The organism is Agrobacterium sp. P15N1-A (assembly GCF_044626815.1).
Taxonomy (GTDB): domain Bacteria; phylum Pseudomonadota; class Alphaproteobacteria; order Rhizobiales; family Rhizobiaceae; genus Agrobacterium; species Agrobacterium leguminum.
The window spans coordinates 370,241-385,307 of record NZ_JBIUPF010000002.1 but is presented as its reverse complement, the minus strand read 5'-3'; the positions used below and the strand labels follow the sequence as shown (position 1 = coordinate 385,307).

Annotated in this window: 13 protein-coding genes; 5 read left to right on the top strand and 8 right to left on the bottom strand. The window is 60.1% G+C overall.

Features of this window, described 5'->3' with window-relative positions; all coding sequences use genetic code 11:
- Positions 1-180 precede the first annotated feature (180 nt).
- Positions 181-1,158, bottom strand: coding sequence for an alpha/beta fold hydrolase (locus tag ACIK7D_RS09870; RefSeq protein ID WP_400156193.1), 978 nt, complete (start codon positions 1,156-1,158; stop codon positions 181-183).
- A 147-nt stretch (positions 1,159-1,305) separates the two neighbouring features.
- Between ACIK7D_RS09870 and ettA the strand changes: the two genes are divergently transcribed.
- The 3 genes from ettA (at position 1,306) to metF (ending at position 5,024) form a co-directional block, all read left to right on the top strand.
- On the top strand, positions 1,306-2,955 hold the full coding sequence (gene ettA, locus ACIK7D_RS09865; protein WP_080816446.1) for an energy-dependent translational throttle protein EttA: 1,650 nt from the start codon (positions 1,306-1,308) through the stop codon (positions 2,953-2,955).
- A gap of 160 nt (positions 2,956-3,115) precedes the next feature.
- Entirely contained in the window at positions 3,116-4,129 is a 1,014-nt protein-coding gene (locus ACIK7D_RS09860; RefSeq protein WP_080816448.1) for a metalloregulator ArsR/SmtB family transcription factor, read from the top strand.
- A gap of 1 nt (position 4,130) precedes the next feature.
- A complete protein-coding gene (gene metF, locus ACIK7D_RS09855; protein ID WP_003522177.1) occupies positions 4,131-5,024 on the top strand; it encodes a methylenetetrahydrofolate reductase [NAD(P)H] in 894 nt (297 codons plus the stop codon).
- Between the two features lie 465 nt (positions 5,025-5,489).
- On the opposite strand, the gene ACIK7D_RS09850 is transcribed toward metF, so the two are convergent.
- From ACIK7D_RS09850 to ACIK7D_RS09820, 7 genes are all read right to left on the bottom strand, one after another.
- Entirely contained in the window at positions 5,490-6,716 is a 1,227-nt protein-coding gene (locus ACIK7D_RS09850; RefSeq protein ID WP_127757276.1) for a lytic murein transglycosylase, read from the bottom strand.
- 122 nt (positions 6,717-6,838) lie between these two features.
- The gene (locus tag ACIK7D_RS09845) at positions 6,839-7,618 is read right to left on the bottom strand and encodes a GH25 family lysozyme (RefSeq protein WP_035239183.1); all 780 of its coding nucleotides are present in this window, start codon (positions 7,616-7,618) and stop codon (positions 6,839-6,841) included.
- Between the two features lie 215 nt (positions 7,619-7,833).
- Positions 7,834-8,553 carry a class I SAM-dependent methyltransferase gene (locus ACIK7D_RS09840; protein WP_400156192.1) on the bottom strand — a complete coding sequence of 240 codons (720 nt, stop codon included), beginning with the start codon at positions 8,551-8,553 and terminating at the stop codon, positions 7,834-7,836.
- Positions 8,550-9,800, bottom strand: coding sequence for a DUF3419 family protein (locus tag ACIK7D_RS09835; protein WP_003522181.1), 1,251 nt, complete (start codon positions 9,798-9,800; stop codon positions 8,550-8,552). Before ACIK7D_RS09835 ends, ACIK7D_RS09840 begins: the two co-directional genes overlap by 4 nt.
- Before the next feature lie 199 nt (positions 9,801-9,999).
- Positions 10,000-11,085 (bottom strand): transglycosylase SLT domain-containing protein, encoded by a 1,086-nt coding sequence (locus ACIK7D_RS09830; protein ID WP_400156191.1) that lies wholly within the window; start codon positions 11,083-11,085, stop codon positions 10,000-10,002.
- Between the two features lie 136 nt (positions 11,086-11,221).
- On the bottom strand, positions 11,222-11,857 hold the full coding sequence (locus ACIK7D_RS09825; protein ID WP_400156190.1) for a LysE family translocator: 636 nt from the start codon (positions 11,855-11,857) through the stop codon (positions 11,222-11,224).
- A gap of 52 nt (positions 11,858-11,909) precedes the next feature.
- Positions 11,910-13,121, bottom strand: a complete 1,212-nt coding sequence (locus ACIK7D_RS09820) for a pyrophosphate--fructose-6-phosphate 1-phosphotransferase (RefSeq protein ID WP_080816458.1) — start codon at positions 13,119-13,121, stop codon at positions 11,910-11,912.
- A gap of 319 nt (positions 13,122-13,440) precedes the next feature.
- Here ACIK7D_RS09820 and ACIK7D_RS09815 point away from each other — a divergent pair, with 319 nt between their 5' ends.
- Together ACIK7D_RS09815 and ACIK7D_RS09810 are read left to right on the top strand one after the other, a co-directional pair.
- A complete protein-coding gene (locus ACIK7D_RS09815) occupies positions 13,441-14,181 on the top strand; it encodes a DnaJ family molecular chaperone (protein WP_003522185.1) in 741 nt (246 codons plus the stop codon).
- On the top strand, positions 14,178-14,957 hold the full coding sequence (locus ACIK7D_RS09810) for an N-acetylmuramoyl-L-alanine amidase (protein ID WP_137003779.1): 780 nt from the start codon (positions 14,178-14,180) through the stop codon (positions 14,955-14,957). The genes ACIK7D_RS09815 and ACIK7D_RS09810 overlap by 4 nt, the downstream gene beginning before the upstream one ends.
- The last annotated feature ends 110 nt before the right edge of the window (positions 14,958-15,067 follow it).

Genomic DNA, 15,067 nt, shown 5'->3' with positions numbered 1-15,067 from the left:
GACTTATTCCGTTTTGGAACGGCACTAAACTGGGTCTGACACGGCAGCTTCGACATTCGTTGTGTTTTGAGAGTCCCCTAATTCCGTCATTCCGGCCTTGAGCCGGAATCCAGCCAGCCCAAGTCATTGGGCTGAAAAGACTCTTCTCGCCGCGCAGACGCGCGTCGGCTGGATTCCGGCTCAGGGCCGGAATGACGGGGAGGGCGTTTTACTGTCATCCACGACGCGGCCGCACCAGGCGGCGAAATCCGCTGCTACGGGCTGCCAGCCGATTTCGTTCAAGGTCTCGTGCCGCATGCCCTTGTAGATCGTGTGCTCGACATGGCTGAAACCTGCCTCCCGGAAACGTTCTGCCAGCCAGACGATCTCCCTGCCGTCATTGGTGGCGGCATCCTGATCGCCGCTGACCAGCAAAAGCGGCAATGTCTTCGGCAGGCGCTCGATGAGTTTCGGCGCGCGGTAGGAGAGTTCGAAGACGTCCTGCCACAGGGAAACGCTTGCCTCAAACTGGCAGAGCGGGTCCTCCACATACGCGTCCACAGCCGCCCTGTCATGGCTCAGCCAGTCCGCGTGGGTGCGCTTTTCCGGCATTTTTGCGTTCCAGGCGCGGAATGTCGCCTTCGGCAGGATGGCGCTCGGCACATCCGAGCCCTTCAGCATCTTTTCAAGCCGCAACACGACCTGCGCGAGACGGCCCATGAGGCCGGGATTGAGATTGGAATTCCAGATCGACAGGCCATCAAAGGCATCCGGATGGCTGACGGCGGTGTTGAGCGCCACGAGGCCGCCCATGGAATGGCCGAACAGGATCACCGGCAGGCCGGGATGTCTTTCACCGGCCATCACGCGTATCGCCATGACGTCGGCCACGACTTTTTCAGCACCGTTCCTCCAGGCAAAACGGCCAAGAGGCGCATCCGCCGCTTTCGTGCGACCGTGGCCGCGATGGTCGTGGGCATAGACTTCGAAACCCTGCTGCGACATGACGTCGGCAAAACGGCGGTAACGGCCGGCATGTTCCACAAGACCGTGGCAGATCATGAGCACGCCGCGGGCGGGGAGGGCGGAAGGCTGATGACGGAAAGCGATGGAGGCGCCGGAAGGGGCCTCCAGTCTCTGGATCTGGCTGAACGCGAGGTTATCGGTCGTCTCATTCATCATCGCACCCATCGTCTCATCGCGCAGCTTGTCATAATCATGGGGTCATAATCGTGCCAGAGGTTGCCCCAAGGTCCTATTTACCCTACATAGCGGCAAATTTCCCGATACGTACTCTTAAAAATCCGATGTGGAGCATTCGCTACAATGGCACGTCAATTCATCTATCACATGGCCGGGCTGAACAAGGCCTACGGTGCGAAGAAGGTTCTGGAGAATGTGCATCTCTCCTTCTACCCCGACGCCAAGATCGGTATCCTCGGCCCTAACGGCGCCGGTAAGTCGACTGTTCTGAAAATCATGGCCGGCCTCGACAAGGAGTATACCGGCGAGGCCTGGCTGGCCGAAGGCGCGACGCTTGGTTATCTCGAGCAGGAGCCGAAGCTCGACGAAAACAAGACCGTGATGGAAAACGTCATGGAAGGCGTGGCGAGCAAGACGGCCATCGTCGACCGCTACAACGAACTGATGATGAACTATTCCGACGAAACGGCGGATGAAGGCGCGAAGCTTCAGGACATCATCGACAGCCAGAATCTCTGGGACCTCGAAAACCAGGTCGAGATGGCCATGGACGCGCTGCGTTGCCCGCCTGGCGACTCGGCCGTAACGGGCCTTTCTGGTGGTGAACGCCGCCGTGTGGCGCTCTGCCGTCTGCTGCTGTCTCAGCCGGACCTGCTGCTGCTCGACGAACCGACCAACCATCTCGATGCGGAAACCATTGCGTGGCTTGAAAAGCACCTGCGCGACTATCCCGGCGCCGTGATGATGATTACCCACGACCGCTACTTCCTCGACAACGTCACGGGCTGGATTCTCGAGCTCGACCGTGGTCGCGGCATTCCTTACGAAGGCAACTACTCCGCTTACCTGCAGGCGAAAGCCAAGCGCATGCAGCAGGAAGCCCGTGAAGACGCATCGCGCCAGAAGGCCATCAGCCGCGAAAGCGAGTGGATCGCCTCCAGCCCGAAGGCACGCCAGACGAAGTCCAAGGCGCGTATCAAGGCCTATGACGAGCTGGTGGAAGCAGCGGAAAACCGCCGTCCCGGCGATGCGCAGATCGTCATTCCGGTTGCCGAGCGTCTCGGCCGCGTCGTCATCGAAGCCGACAATCTGACGAAGTCCTTCGGCGACCGCGTGCTGATCGAAAACCTCTCCTTCAAGCTGCCGCCCGGTGGCATCGTCGGCGTCATCGGTCCGAACGGTGCGGGTAAGTCCACGCTGTTCAAGATGATCACCGGTCAGGAAAAGCCGGATAGCGGTTCTGTGACTGTCGGTGAGACGGTTCAGCTCGGTTATGTCGACCAGAGCCGCGATACGCTGGCGGGTGACAAGACCGTCTGGGAGGAAATCTCCGGCGGCAACGACATCATCAAGCTCGGCAAGTTCGAAGTGAACTCGCGCGCCTATTGCGGCGCCTTCAACTTCAAGGGCGGCGATCAGCAGCAGAAGGTCGGCAACCTCTCCGGTGGTCAGCGCAACCGCGTGCACCTCGCCAAGATGCTGAAGGCCGGCGGCAACGTGCTGCTGCTCGACGAACCGACCAACGACCTTGATACGGAAACGCTGGCAGCGCTCGAAGAAGCGCTGGAAGCCTTCGCCGGCTGCGCTGTTATCATCAGCCACGACCGCATGTTCCTCGACCGCCTGGCTACCCACATCCTCGCTTTCGAGGGTGACAGCCATGTGGAATGGTTCGAAGGCAACTTCGAAGACTACGAAAAGGACAAGGTCCGCCGCCTCGGCCCGGAAAGCATCAAGCCCGGCCGGGTGAGCTACAAGCGCCTGACGCGCTGATCCTTTTCCGTATCCCCTTAGAAAGGCCCGCCGTAAAGCGGGCCTTTTTTCGTGTAATAAGTTGACATGATCGTGTCACTGAACACTTTGCGCTTGCATCGAATGCCACATCGACATAAAGATATCTTTATATCTTGATTAGCTTGCGAGGCGCGGCAGAGTGGCGTTCGGTCTGGACAAATTGGTGGATCTCCTGAAGGCGGCGGGCGAGCCGACGCGCTTCCGTTTGCTGGCGCTTCTTTCGGCCGGCGATCTGACGGTTACCGATCTTACTGAAATCCTCGGCCAGTCGCAGCCGCGCATCTCCCGTCACCTCAAGCTTTTGACGGAAGAGGGGCTGATCGAGCGTTATCAGGAAGGCGCCTGGGCCTATTTCCGCTTGCGGCAGGATGGTGAGCCTGCGGGCGTCGTCCGGCAGTTGCTTGGCGCCGCGTCGCCGTCTGACGCGGTTCTCCAGCGCGACAGCGAGCGGCTTGCCACCGTCAAGCGGGTGCGGGCTGAACGTGCGCAGGATTATTTCAGCCGCAACGCTTCCGCCTGGGACGAGTTGCGCCGCCTGCATGTCAGCGACGAAGCCGTGGAAGGTGCGCTCCTGAAGCTGGTGGGCACCACGCCGGTCGATTCACTGCTCGATCTCGGCACCGGCACCGGCCGCATCCTGCAGCTTCTGAGCGGCATCTATCGCCGGGCGATCGGTGTGGATGCCAGCCGCGACATGCTGTCGGTGGCGCGCGCCAATCTCGACAAGGCGGGCGTGGTCAATGCATCCGTGCGCCATGGCGATATTCTCAACCTGCCGCTGGAAGGCCAAGATTTCGATCTGATCGTCATCCATCAGGTCCTGCATTTTCTCGACCAGCCGGAAATCGCGTTGTCCGAAGCTGCGCGCATGCTGCGCCCCGGCGGCCGCCTGATCGTTATCGATCTTGCCCCGCATTCCTTCGAATATCTGCGCGACGAGCATGCGCATGTGCGGCTGGGTTTCTCGCATCCGCTGATGGAAGAATGGCTGAAGAAGGCCGGGCTTTCTCTGGAGCGTGCCGTCGATCTTCATTCTGAAAAAGCGTCCGACGAAGCTCTGGATGTTACGATTTGGGTTGCCCGAGACCAGCGGCTGCTGATGGCAGACGATGTGGTGCAAGAGGTGGTTTTACTTGGCTCCGGGAGGGCATGATATGTTGAGGTCGGAAACCGCGCGCCGTGATGGCGATATCCGGTTGTCTTTCGAGTTTTTCCCGCCCAAGAATCCCGAGATGGAAACCCAGCTCTGGGAAACGGTTGCCGAACTGAAGAAATGGAACCCGGATTTCGTGTCCGTCACCTATGGCGCCGGCGGATCTACCAAGGCGCCGACGCTGGATGCGGTGCGCCGGATGATCGGCGACAGCCATCTGGCGACCGCCGCGCATCTGACCTGCGTGGATGCCAGCCGTGAGGACGTGCATCAGGTCATTGAAGAATTTCGTAATGCCGGCGTTCGTCATTTCGTGGCGCTGCGCGGCGATCCCTCCACGGGCATCGGCACGGCCTATAAGCCGCATCCCGAAGGGTATGAGAATGCCGCCGCTCTGGTGAAGGGGCTGCGTGAAATTGCCGATTTCGAGATTTCCGTGTCGGCCTATCCGGAAAAGCACCCGGAAAGCGCAAGCGAAGCGGTTGATATCGATATGCTGAAGCGCAAGGCTGATAATGGCGCGACGCGGGCGCTGACGCAGTTCTTCTTCGATAATGATGTGTTCGAGCGCTATATGGAGCGGGTGACAGCGGCGGGCATCACCATTCCGGTGGTTCCGGGCATCATGCCGATCCAGAACCTCACCCAGCTCAAGCGTTTCGCCGGTCGCTGCGGCACCAGCATTCCCGGTTTTCTGGATGAGCGTTTCGAAGGTTATGACGACGATCTGGAAGGTCGCGCCCGCGTGGCCGCGGAGGTTGCCGCCGAGCAGATCGCCGATCTGCAGCGGCGTGGCGTCAATGAGTTCCATCTCTACACCATGAACCGCGCGCCGCTGGTTGATGCGGTGCTTGAAAATCTCGGGCTGGAGCGTCTGCGCCGCAGCGCCGCCTGATTTTACACAGCGGATTACCGACATGAAAAAAGCGCAGGTCCCTCAGGGCCTGCGCTTTTTAAACTCGTGTCATCTACGGTTCTTATCTGCGTTTGGTCTTCACGTCTCGTCAGATGAAAAGCATCATCGCTACGAACAAAAACGCCAAACCGACTGCCAAGGCATTGAGAGATTTTGTAAGTCCCATGGGTGCCTCCTGTTGTTGACAGGTTCGATAATATGACCGTTTTGTGGCAGTTGAAAAGCGGTTTTTGTGATGCAGTGCAGCACATCTCCGAACGACATAAAAAAGAAATTTCTGTAATTATTTGAAAATAAAAGATTATTTTCTTATCACGCAGTGCTTCATATGTTTAAAAAAAGTAAATGACCGGGGTGTTATCCCCAGTCATCAGGTCGAGATTAACACTTTATGCCTTGATTCCGTCCGACAGATTAAGGGCCGGAAGGCGCTGTTAAGATTGCTTAAAGCGCCTGCAGAAGTGCGGTCGAAGGCCAGCCATCGGCGGGCAGCCCGAGACGCTGCTGCTCCTTCTGGATGGCGACGCGGGTGCCGGAACCGAGAATGCCATCCACCTTGCCGACATTGTGTCCGCGCGCTTCAAGCTTGGTCTGAAGCTCCTTCATGGTGGCATCATCGAAACCGGGCTCCGGGTTGCCCTTGTTGTAGACGGGAGAGCCCATGAGGCGGGTGGCGAAATAGGCGGCCGAGGTCGTGTAGATGAACGACTGGTTCCATTCCAGATAGATGTTGAAGTTCGGATAGGTAATGAAGGTCGGCCCCTTGCGCCCCTGCGGCATGATGAGGGCAGCGGGCAGGGTGGCGAAATTCCTGTTGCCGTCGCGCGGGGTGACGCCCAGTGCGAACCAGTCACCGGCGGTCAGCGGGCCGCCAAGGCCGGATTTTTCCCAGGGCAGGTTTTCCGGCAGCGAGACTTCCTGAATCCAGGGTTCGCCCTTCTTGAAACCGAGATGCTGGATGAATTTCGCAGCCGTCAGGATCGCATCCGGGGCGCTGCTCTTGACGTTGATATGGCCGTCGCCATCGCCGTCGACGCCGAAGGCGATGATGTCCTTGGGAAGCATCTGCACCTGACCGATTTCACCGGCCCATGCGCCGGTATTGGCGGCGGGATCGAGATCGCCGTGCTGGACCATTTCGATCAGCGCCAGCAGCTGCGGGCGGAAGAGTTCCGGGCGGCGGCAATCATGCGAGAGGGTCACCAGCGCGTTGCGGGTGTTGAAATCGCCCTGAACCGCGCCGAAATCCGTCTCCATGGCCCAGAAGGCGGCGATGACGCCGGCCGGAACACCGAATTCGTTTTCGGCACGGGCGAAGGTGGAGGAGAGTTCCTGAAGTTTCTTGCGGCCGATATCCAGGCGGGCCTGGCTGACGGTGCGCTGGGAGAATTCCAGGAAGGTCTGGCGGAAGACGCCCTGTGCACGGTCACGCGAGAGCACCTTCGGGTCGATCTGCGCGCCGGCAAGCGCCTTCTGGATCGCATCGGCCGGAATGCCCTTGGCAAGCGCATCGGCTTTCACGCCTTCGAGGAATGCACCGAGATCGCCGCCGCAGGCAACCTGCTTGGGATCGTCAGGCGAAGCCACTGGCGGTGTGGCGAGGGCGGAGCCGGTGGAAAGAAGCGACAAAGCGGCGGCAAAAATGATGCTGCGCGACCGGAACGTGGGCATGGGAATTTCCTCGATAGGTTGTGAGCCCGCTTTACCCATATGTTTGCGACAAAAAAACGGACCGAATGATCTGACGTTGCAGAACAACGCCGATTTTTCAAAAGTGTTGCTTCTTGGCCGTGTTATTTGGCGGAAGCAATCCATTTCCGCCAGTTTTTCTCCGTTCCGGCAAAGACATTGATGTCGGTCGGACCGTTCACGCCGGGCACGACGCCGGTTGCGGTATATTGCCAGAAGGCCCATTTGCGATCTTCGTAGATCTTGGCCGGATGGGCGGCGACGGAGCGGACCCAGAAATGGTAATCCTTGAACTGGCCGACGAGATTGTCGCGGTGGAAGTCCACCGAGGTATAGATGATCGGACGCTTGCCGTAGTGGGCTTCGATGCGGTCGAGGAAACGCTGCATCTCGGCGCGAACGATGCCGGGCGCGGGGCGCGTCTTGCAGGTGGGCGAGGCCGGGTTCCATTCCACGTCGAGAACCGGGGGCAGGGTGACGGCTTCCTTCGGCACGTTGCGAATGAACCAGTCGGCCTGGGCGTCTGCTGTCGAACAGAAATAATAGAAGTGGTAGGGCGCGTGCAGAACATCTGCCGCCGCCGCGCTGCGCCAATGGTCGCCGAATTTCGGATCGATGCGGTCCGATCCCTCCGTCGCCTTGATGAAGACGAAGGACACGCCTGATTTGCGCACGGTCGGCCAGTCGACATCGCCATTCCATTTGGACACGTCGATGCCGTGCACCTCATGGCGGTGCGGGTTGTTCGTGCCGAAATCCTGCGGATCGGTATCGGAAAATTTCGGCCTGGAAACGGATGCGGTTTCCAGCAGGTCATAGCTGGTGGAGGTGCAGCCGCCGATCAACAGCAAAGCCGACAATAGTGCCGATAAACGCAGCCGCATTGGAATCCTGATGAAAATGTTGCCCATCCCACGGCCGCAAAATGGCGCGCCGTATCTCCCGATTTACACATAACATGGTAAACAAACTGATATGGCAAGTGGCAACGTGCTTTTGCACCCGGCAAGTCGCTGGATTCGAAGCGATTTGCGGTTTCAGCGACGAAATCCGGCGTGGCAGGAGCCTCGAACGCGACGCCCCTTAGTACCGCCGGGAATCAGGCGTCGGCCAAGATGAGGTGGATTTTCGGCTGCTGCGCTTCGGCAGCCGGAAGCGTGATGACAGCCCGCCAGGCATAACCCCGGGCGATTTCCTCGAATTCGAGATTACCGTCAAAACGGCCGGCCATATTGGCCAGAACATAGCGGAGATTGGCGCGGGGCGTGACGTGGAAACGGGTAAGCCAGGCCTGCAAAAGGGTGCGGAACCACTTCGGCAATTGTTCCTGCTGGCCGAAATCGACGATGTGCAGCGAGCCGCCGGGTTTCAGCGCCGTGAGCGCCTGTTCGATCGCCTTTTCCCAATCCGGTATCATCGACAGCGCATAGGGGATCATGACGCGGTCGAAGCCGTCGGGCTGGCCGAATTCGGAGGCGCGAAAAGCAGTGGCATCGGCCACGCGCAGAATGGGGCGTTCCGTCTTGCCGGCAAAATTTTCGGCTGCGGTCAGCAGCATTTCGGCGGAGATGTCGAGGCCGAACAGCTTTGCCTGGGGAAACTTGCGGCTGGCCAGCAGCAGGTTGCGACCGGTGCCGCAGCCGACTTCCAGGAGCGTGCCACCCTTCGGCACGTCGAGGCCGGAAATGGTCCGGTCACGGCCGAGAAGGTAATATTTGCGGGTGATATCGTAGATATGCCGCTGGTGGCGATACATGCGGTCCATCAGGCTCGCATGCGCGCTGTCTGCAAGGCCCACATTCTCGCCGATGGTTTTCATGCCATAGCCCTCTGGTAGATATGGAAGCCGCCGTAGATGGCCGAGCGGTCCATGGCGTTGAGCTCGTTGGAGCGCTCTTCGAGATAGACCCACTGGTTGCGGATATCGGGCGAAAGCCGGCCTTCGATGACGCTCTTTTCGGCGGCGGTGCGGAAGATGACGCGCGCACCGGGCGCGGCGGTGCGGCTGATCTGCGACCACAATTCGTTGAGCTGCGTGTCCGTCATCCAGTCCTGCGCATCGAGGAGGATATAACGGTCGACGGCGCTCGCCGGCTTGCGCGAGAGAAGCTCGGTGTAGGTGGCGTGGTGCACCGCGACGCGCGCCGTGTTGTTGCGGATCGTCTCGTAATATTCCGGCTTGAGATAGGCGGGCAGCGCGCCCTCATGCGGTTCGGGATAACGGCGCGCGAAAGCCTGCCAGGCGAAATAATTGTCGCTGAGCGGGAAGTTGCAGGCGAGCTTTTCCAGACGCTCCTTCAGCACGGATGCAACCGTGCCATTGGCGGAAAGGCTGGCCAGCTCGTCATATTGGCGCGGCGGAATGCCAAGGCCGAACAGTGAGCTTTTGCGCTTCGTCAGCCAGCGCACGACCGGCTTGTCGAACAGCGGCGCCACCTTGCTGTCGAAAAACTGGCGCTGTTCGTCCAGCGTGCGGGTCTTGGCCATTTCGGTGAGCTTCACGCCGTGCAGCCGGGCCATGAGATGGCCGGCGCCGATGAAGCGGCCGAGCAGGCCGGTGCGATAGATGTTCCTGTCGAAGACAGAGATGCGGCGGCGGCCGGAAAGGGTGCGCTTCGACCAGTAAGCCTTGGTCGTGGCGTCGAGATGCTCGGCGATGAAGCGGTCGTAACCGTGGCTGTTGCTGCGCGTATTGGCGCGGCCGAAGTGGCGCACCACGTCCTGATGGGCGGGCAGATGGCGGAAGGCGGCGAGCTTCAGCTTGTTCAGCGCGATGTGGTGCGGGTTGAGGTCCACGACATCGATGCTGGCCGGGTTGCGGGAGAGATAGGCCAACATGTTGCAGCCGCCCGAGCCGATGGTGACGATGCGATGACCTTCGCCAAGCTCCATCGCTTCCATGTCGATTTCCGGGTCTTCCCATATCTGCGGATAGACGAGGCCGGAAAAGAGGACGCCGAAGAAGCGCTCGGACAGACCGCTTTTGGAGAGTGCCTTGTGCTGGAGCAATGCGGACTTCAGTTTCGTGTTCTTGCTGAAGCCGGTCTTGGGTGCCGCACTCGTCATATGTTCACCTCTCAGTCGATTGAGAGGCGTCTACAGCCGTGACACTACAATTTGATGACAGGGGCTGTGGGCAAAGGCGGGGAATAGGGGTGTCGGTGGAAAACCAGCCCGCGCCGCCCAATCAGGATGACGAAATGAAAACACCCGGCGGCTTAAGAAAAGCCGCGCGGTTGCATTCCCATAACAGAGCCGGAGGCCATCATTTGCGCAGAACGTGCAGCATGCCCTTGCGCTTGGCGTCGTAATAATAACCGCGCGCATAAAGCCGGACGGCGTTATCGCGGTCGTTGCCCGCCACAACCCATGCGCCGCGCAGATATTTCACGGCGTATTTGAGGTTGGTTTCGGCATCGAACAGGCCGGAGGCGGGGCCATCGAAGCCCATGGAGCGGGCCGTGGCGTGCCGGATCTGCATCAGGCCGAAATTGCCGCTGCTATAGGCGCCGGGATTATACATGCTTTCGCGCCGCACCACGCGGTGAACCAGATCTTCCGGCACATCGTACATGGTGGCGTATTTGGTAATAAGGCCGCTCAGCTTTTCGCGTCCAGCGGGGGCCGAATTGAGTGGCGTCGTCATCGATTCGTTCTGGCGGATGGCGGCCAGCGCGGCGTTGGTCGGGCCGGCGGCATAGGCCAGAACCGTGCTGTCCGGTTTCGGCAGCGGAATCACTTTGCGTTCGGCCGTCAGCTCGGTGCCGATGGAGGGCGAACCGGGCGGCGGCGGTGCGGGCGGGAAGCTGCCCTTGACGGCAACCACCTGCGGCAGATCGGCGGCGGCGTTGTGGGCAGCCGGCTTGGCCGCCACGTCAGCCGTTTCGATGGCTGCGACCGCCGAAGTGGCGCTTGTCGGTGCGAGCGCCGTGGCCGTGGTCGGCGCAGATGTCGTCACACTCGCCTGGGCGACTTCGTTCTGCTGCGGCTGCATCTGGGCGGCGATGGCTGCGGCTGCAGCAATTTCAGAAGCCGGCGGCAGCGCCACGCGTCCGCCCTTGACGGCGACTGCGGTGGGAAGTGCTGTAGGCTGGGAAGCGGTTGCGGTTTCGGCGGTCTGCACCGTTGCTGCTGCTGCCGGGGTCGCGCCCGCTGCTGCTTCGGCCGTTGCCGGCTGCGCCGATGTTTGCGCAGGAGTGGTCGCGGGATTGACCGTTGCGATCTTGGGGCCGTTCGGCCCTTCCTTTGCGGTATATTCGACGCTGGTGCATGCGCTCAATGCCAGTGCCAGACCCACGGTGGAAGACAGAAGAAGTGCACTTCTTCCGCGGAATTTTCCCGAATTTCGCATGTTGCCGCCTTCGTTATGCCTGTCTTTCGATACCCCCGCGTCGAGCGAAGCAGGCAGTGTCCCGTCGAGCCTTCATTAACCTATTGTAAGGATAGCGGCAAGCCGGGACGTTTCTCCCCGGCTTTCGGGCGGTTTTTCAGGCCGCGATGCGCCTGTATCCGGCGCTGACGGCGCGGCCGGAAATGAAGTGGGTGCGGTATTTCGGCCGGATTTTCTTATCGCCCGACATGCGGCGCACCATCGCCAAAGTGGTGCCGGCAAACAGCGCCTGCGCGGTCAGAATCACCAGCGCCAGAAGCAGGATGGCGGCCTGCGCCATGGCGAGCGTTTCAATTGCATTGCCGGAGGTGGACACGAATTGCGGCAGCAACGCCAGAAAGAAAGCGAAGTAGCGCGGGCGCAGGGCGGCAATGGCGTAACAATCGCGGAAAATGCCGCTCCAGGATTTGCCCGGCAGGTTGTCATTATCTGCATTGGCCGCCTGTGCGGCAGGCGTGGCGAAGGTCCACAGGAGAAACAGCATCAGCCAGCCGATGCCGGCCCATTGCACGATTTCGACGAAGGATTGCGGCAGCCAGGCGAGACCGGCCACCGGAATGGCGGAAATCGTCATGGCCGTGACGATGCCGAGCGCGCCGCCGCCGACGGAGGCGAAGACCGTCTTTTTGCCGCGAATGGCGGCATAGGAGGCGACAGAGAATACAAGGGGAGAGGGGAGTGCGAACACAACGGCACATGCTGCACAAAAAATCAGCCAGGCCTGTCCAGACATTCTCTTCCTCCTTGCCCTCCCTGTCGCCGTATTATTTTAGCCTATCGTAAAATCAGGCCGCTGTGAACGGCTGACCGACGTGTTCCATCACTTCGGTAAACCATTTTGCAGAGAGGTCGAAATGCTTTCCGCCCTTGATACGCGGAAACTCGATGGTCCGCAATTTGCCATTCTGGTCTTCGTCATGGCCGGTGACGCCGGAGACCTTGTTGAGCGCGCTTTCGACGGCGAGATCGACCATGCCCTGAATGAGGCGCAGGTCGTCGCCATTGGCGGCGGCGGAGCGGGCGAAATAGCCCGATTTCTGCACCATGGAACGTTCAGCGCCGATGAGGCTGGCGAACTGCTTCTGGAACCAGCCGCCGACATTGATGGTGTCGATCTTCACATGGCCGAAAGCGTCGCGCTTGACGGCCTCACCGGAGGCTTCGCGTTCGGCGACGATGGAATCGAGGCCCGCACCTTCGGAAACGAACAGCGTGACATAGCCGTTCCTGTCCATGATTTCCTTCAGTCGCTCGGCTTCCGCCTCGATGTCGAAGGCCATTTCCGGCAGGTAGATGCCGTCGATGTTCTTCATCTGCGTGTTCATCATCAGGCCTTCGACATAGTCATTGCCGCTGGTCTTCTGGATATAGGCGCGGGCGGTGGCGGCCGTCAGCCAGCCGCAGTGGCGGCCCATGACTTCGTGGATGACGAAGGTCTTGGGTGCTGCACTCTGCTCGTTGCTGACATTGTCGAAGAAGGACGCGCCGACTTCGGCGGCCGTCCAGGCGCCGAGCGATTGCTTGATCGGCACCACGTCGTTATCCACCGTCTTCGGCAGGCCGACGACGGTGAGATTGTAGCCGTTGGCGCCGAGATAGGCGGCAAGGTCCGCAGCTGTCGTGTTGGTGTCGTCGCCGCCGATGGTGTGAAGAATGGTGATGCCGTCAGCCGCCAGCCGGTCAGCCGCGACGCGAAGCGGATTGTCGCCTTCCTTGACCAGACCGCGCTTGGCGCAATCGGCTGCATTGGTGAGCTTGACGCGGCTGTTGCCGATCGGCGAGCCGCCGTAACGGTGCAGCAGATGCGCCTTCTCCCGCATATCTCTGGTGATCTCGATACGGTCACCCAGAAGCACACCCTGATAACCGGAGCGATAGGCCACGATGTCGATATCAGGCGCAATGTCGCTATACCGCTCGATCAGGCCGCCCACGGCCGAAGAGAGACAGGGCGCAAGGCCACCCGCGGTCAGCATTGCGACTTTCTGTTTGGCCATCATGGCTCTCCTTTTCACATATACCCAAAGACATGTCTGGCAAATGGATGCGACAGCCGCGTGTAGGTGTAAAGTGAATTTATGAAGAAAAACGCCGATTTCTCGCGGTTTTTCAGCGGCTTGAGCAAAGTGGCGGAATATAATCGTTTCAATCGGCATAGCCGGTGGTTGGCTTCCCGCCATCTGTGGAAAACTGTGGCGTCATCGTCTGGCGCGCTCTTGTTCCTGAAGCAAAACTGTCGCAAAGATGAATAAAAGTTAATGCCGCCGGCCCGCTGGACATATTGCATTCGCGGCAATATCCCGTCATGCTTGTCGCATGATGTTCGATTTCGCCTGTCTGCAAATTTCATCCCTGTGGGAACGGCTGCTCGGCGCAATCGGCGACGCGGCAGGCGGTGCGCTCGGGCGCGTGGTGGAAGCCATCCGCACCCTTTTCGAGGGCGATCCGGAGACACGCCGCAAGGTTTCCTTTTCCGTGGCGATCATAGCGCTCTCCGCCAAGATGGCGAAGGCCGACGGTGTCGTCAACGATGCCGAAGTGCGCGCCTTCCGGCAAATCTTCGATTTTCCGGAAGAAGAAGCCAAGAACGTCGCCCGTCTTTATAATCTCGCCCGTCAGGACGTTGCCGGTTACGAGGCCTATGCCGAGCGGCTTGCCGGTCTTTGCGGTTCCGGGCACGCCAATTGCGAGATGCTGGAAAGCGTCATCGACGGCCTGTTCCACATCGCCAAGGCCGATGGGCTGATCCATGAGCGGGAACTGGCCTTCCTCGGCCGGATCGCGGAAATCTTCCGTATCACCGAAGATCACTTCGAAACGATCATGGCGCGGCATGTCCATATGGACGGGCGCGACCCCTATCGCGTGCTCGGCGTTTCGCCTTCCGACGATTTTTCCGATATTCGCCGGCGTTATCGTTCGCTGGTTGCCGAACACCATCCTGACAAGCTCATTGCACGCGGCGTTCCCATGGAATTGCATGCGGCCGCGAATGAGCGTATGGCGGCTCTCAACGCCGCCTATGCGGCCATCGAGAAAGAACGCCGCGTCGCATGAGTGAATGTCTGCCGGATTTTACCCCGGATTTCGGGGGCGCAGCCGTTGCGCCTTCGCCTAACCATGGCGAAAGGCTGGGTGTGGCCGGCCCCGATATTATCCTGCTGCATTATACCGGCATGACGACGGCCGACGGCGCGCTGTCTTGGCTCTGCAATCCGGAAAGTCAGGTTTCCAGCCATTATTTCGTCTTCGAGGACGGGCGCGTCATCCAGATGGTTCCTGAAACCCGCCGTGCCTGGCACGCGGGCAAAAGCATCTGGGCGGGGGATCAGGACATCAATTCCCGCTCCATCGGCATCGAGATCGCCAATCAGGGCCATCCCGGCGGCCTGCCGGAATTTCCGAAGAAACAGGTGGAAGCCGTCATCGAATTGTGTCGCGATTGCGGCCAGCGCTGGTCTATCGCCCCTGAAAGGGTGCTGGCGCACTCGGATGTCGCGCCGATCCGCAAGGTCGATCCGGGTGAAAAATTCCCGTGGGACATCCTGTCGCAGCATGGTGTCGGCCATTGGGTGGAGCCTGCGCCGATCCGTGGCGGCCGTTTTTTCCAGCGCGGCGATCATGGCCAACCGGTCGAAGCGCTGCAGTCGATGCTGTCCATTTATGGTTATGGCGTTGAAATTACAGGCGCTTATTGCGAGAAAACCGAAGGCGCCGTGGCTGCCTTCCAGCGGCATTTCCGTCCCGCTCTGGTGGATGGCATCGCGGATTTCTCCACCATCGACACGCTGCATCGGCTGATTGCCAGCCTGCCGAGATTTTCGGCCGCCTGAACGCGAATCCTGGAAAATCGTTCCCGATTTTCTTGCCGTTCAAGTCGCTTTTTTTACCGTGCCACAGTTAATCCGCATTGAGGAAGTTTAAGAACGTCACTGCATGCGGT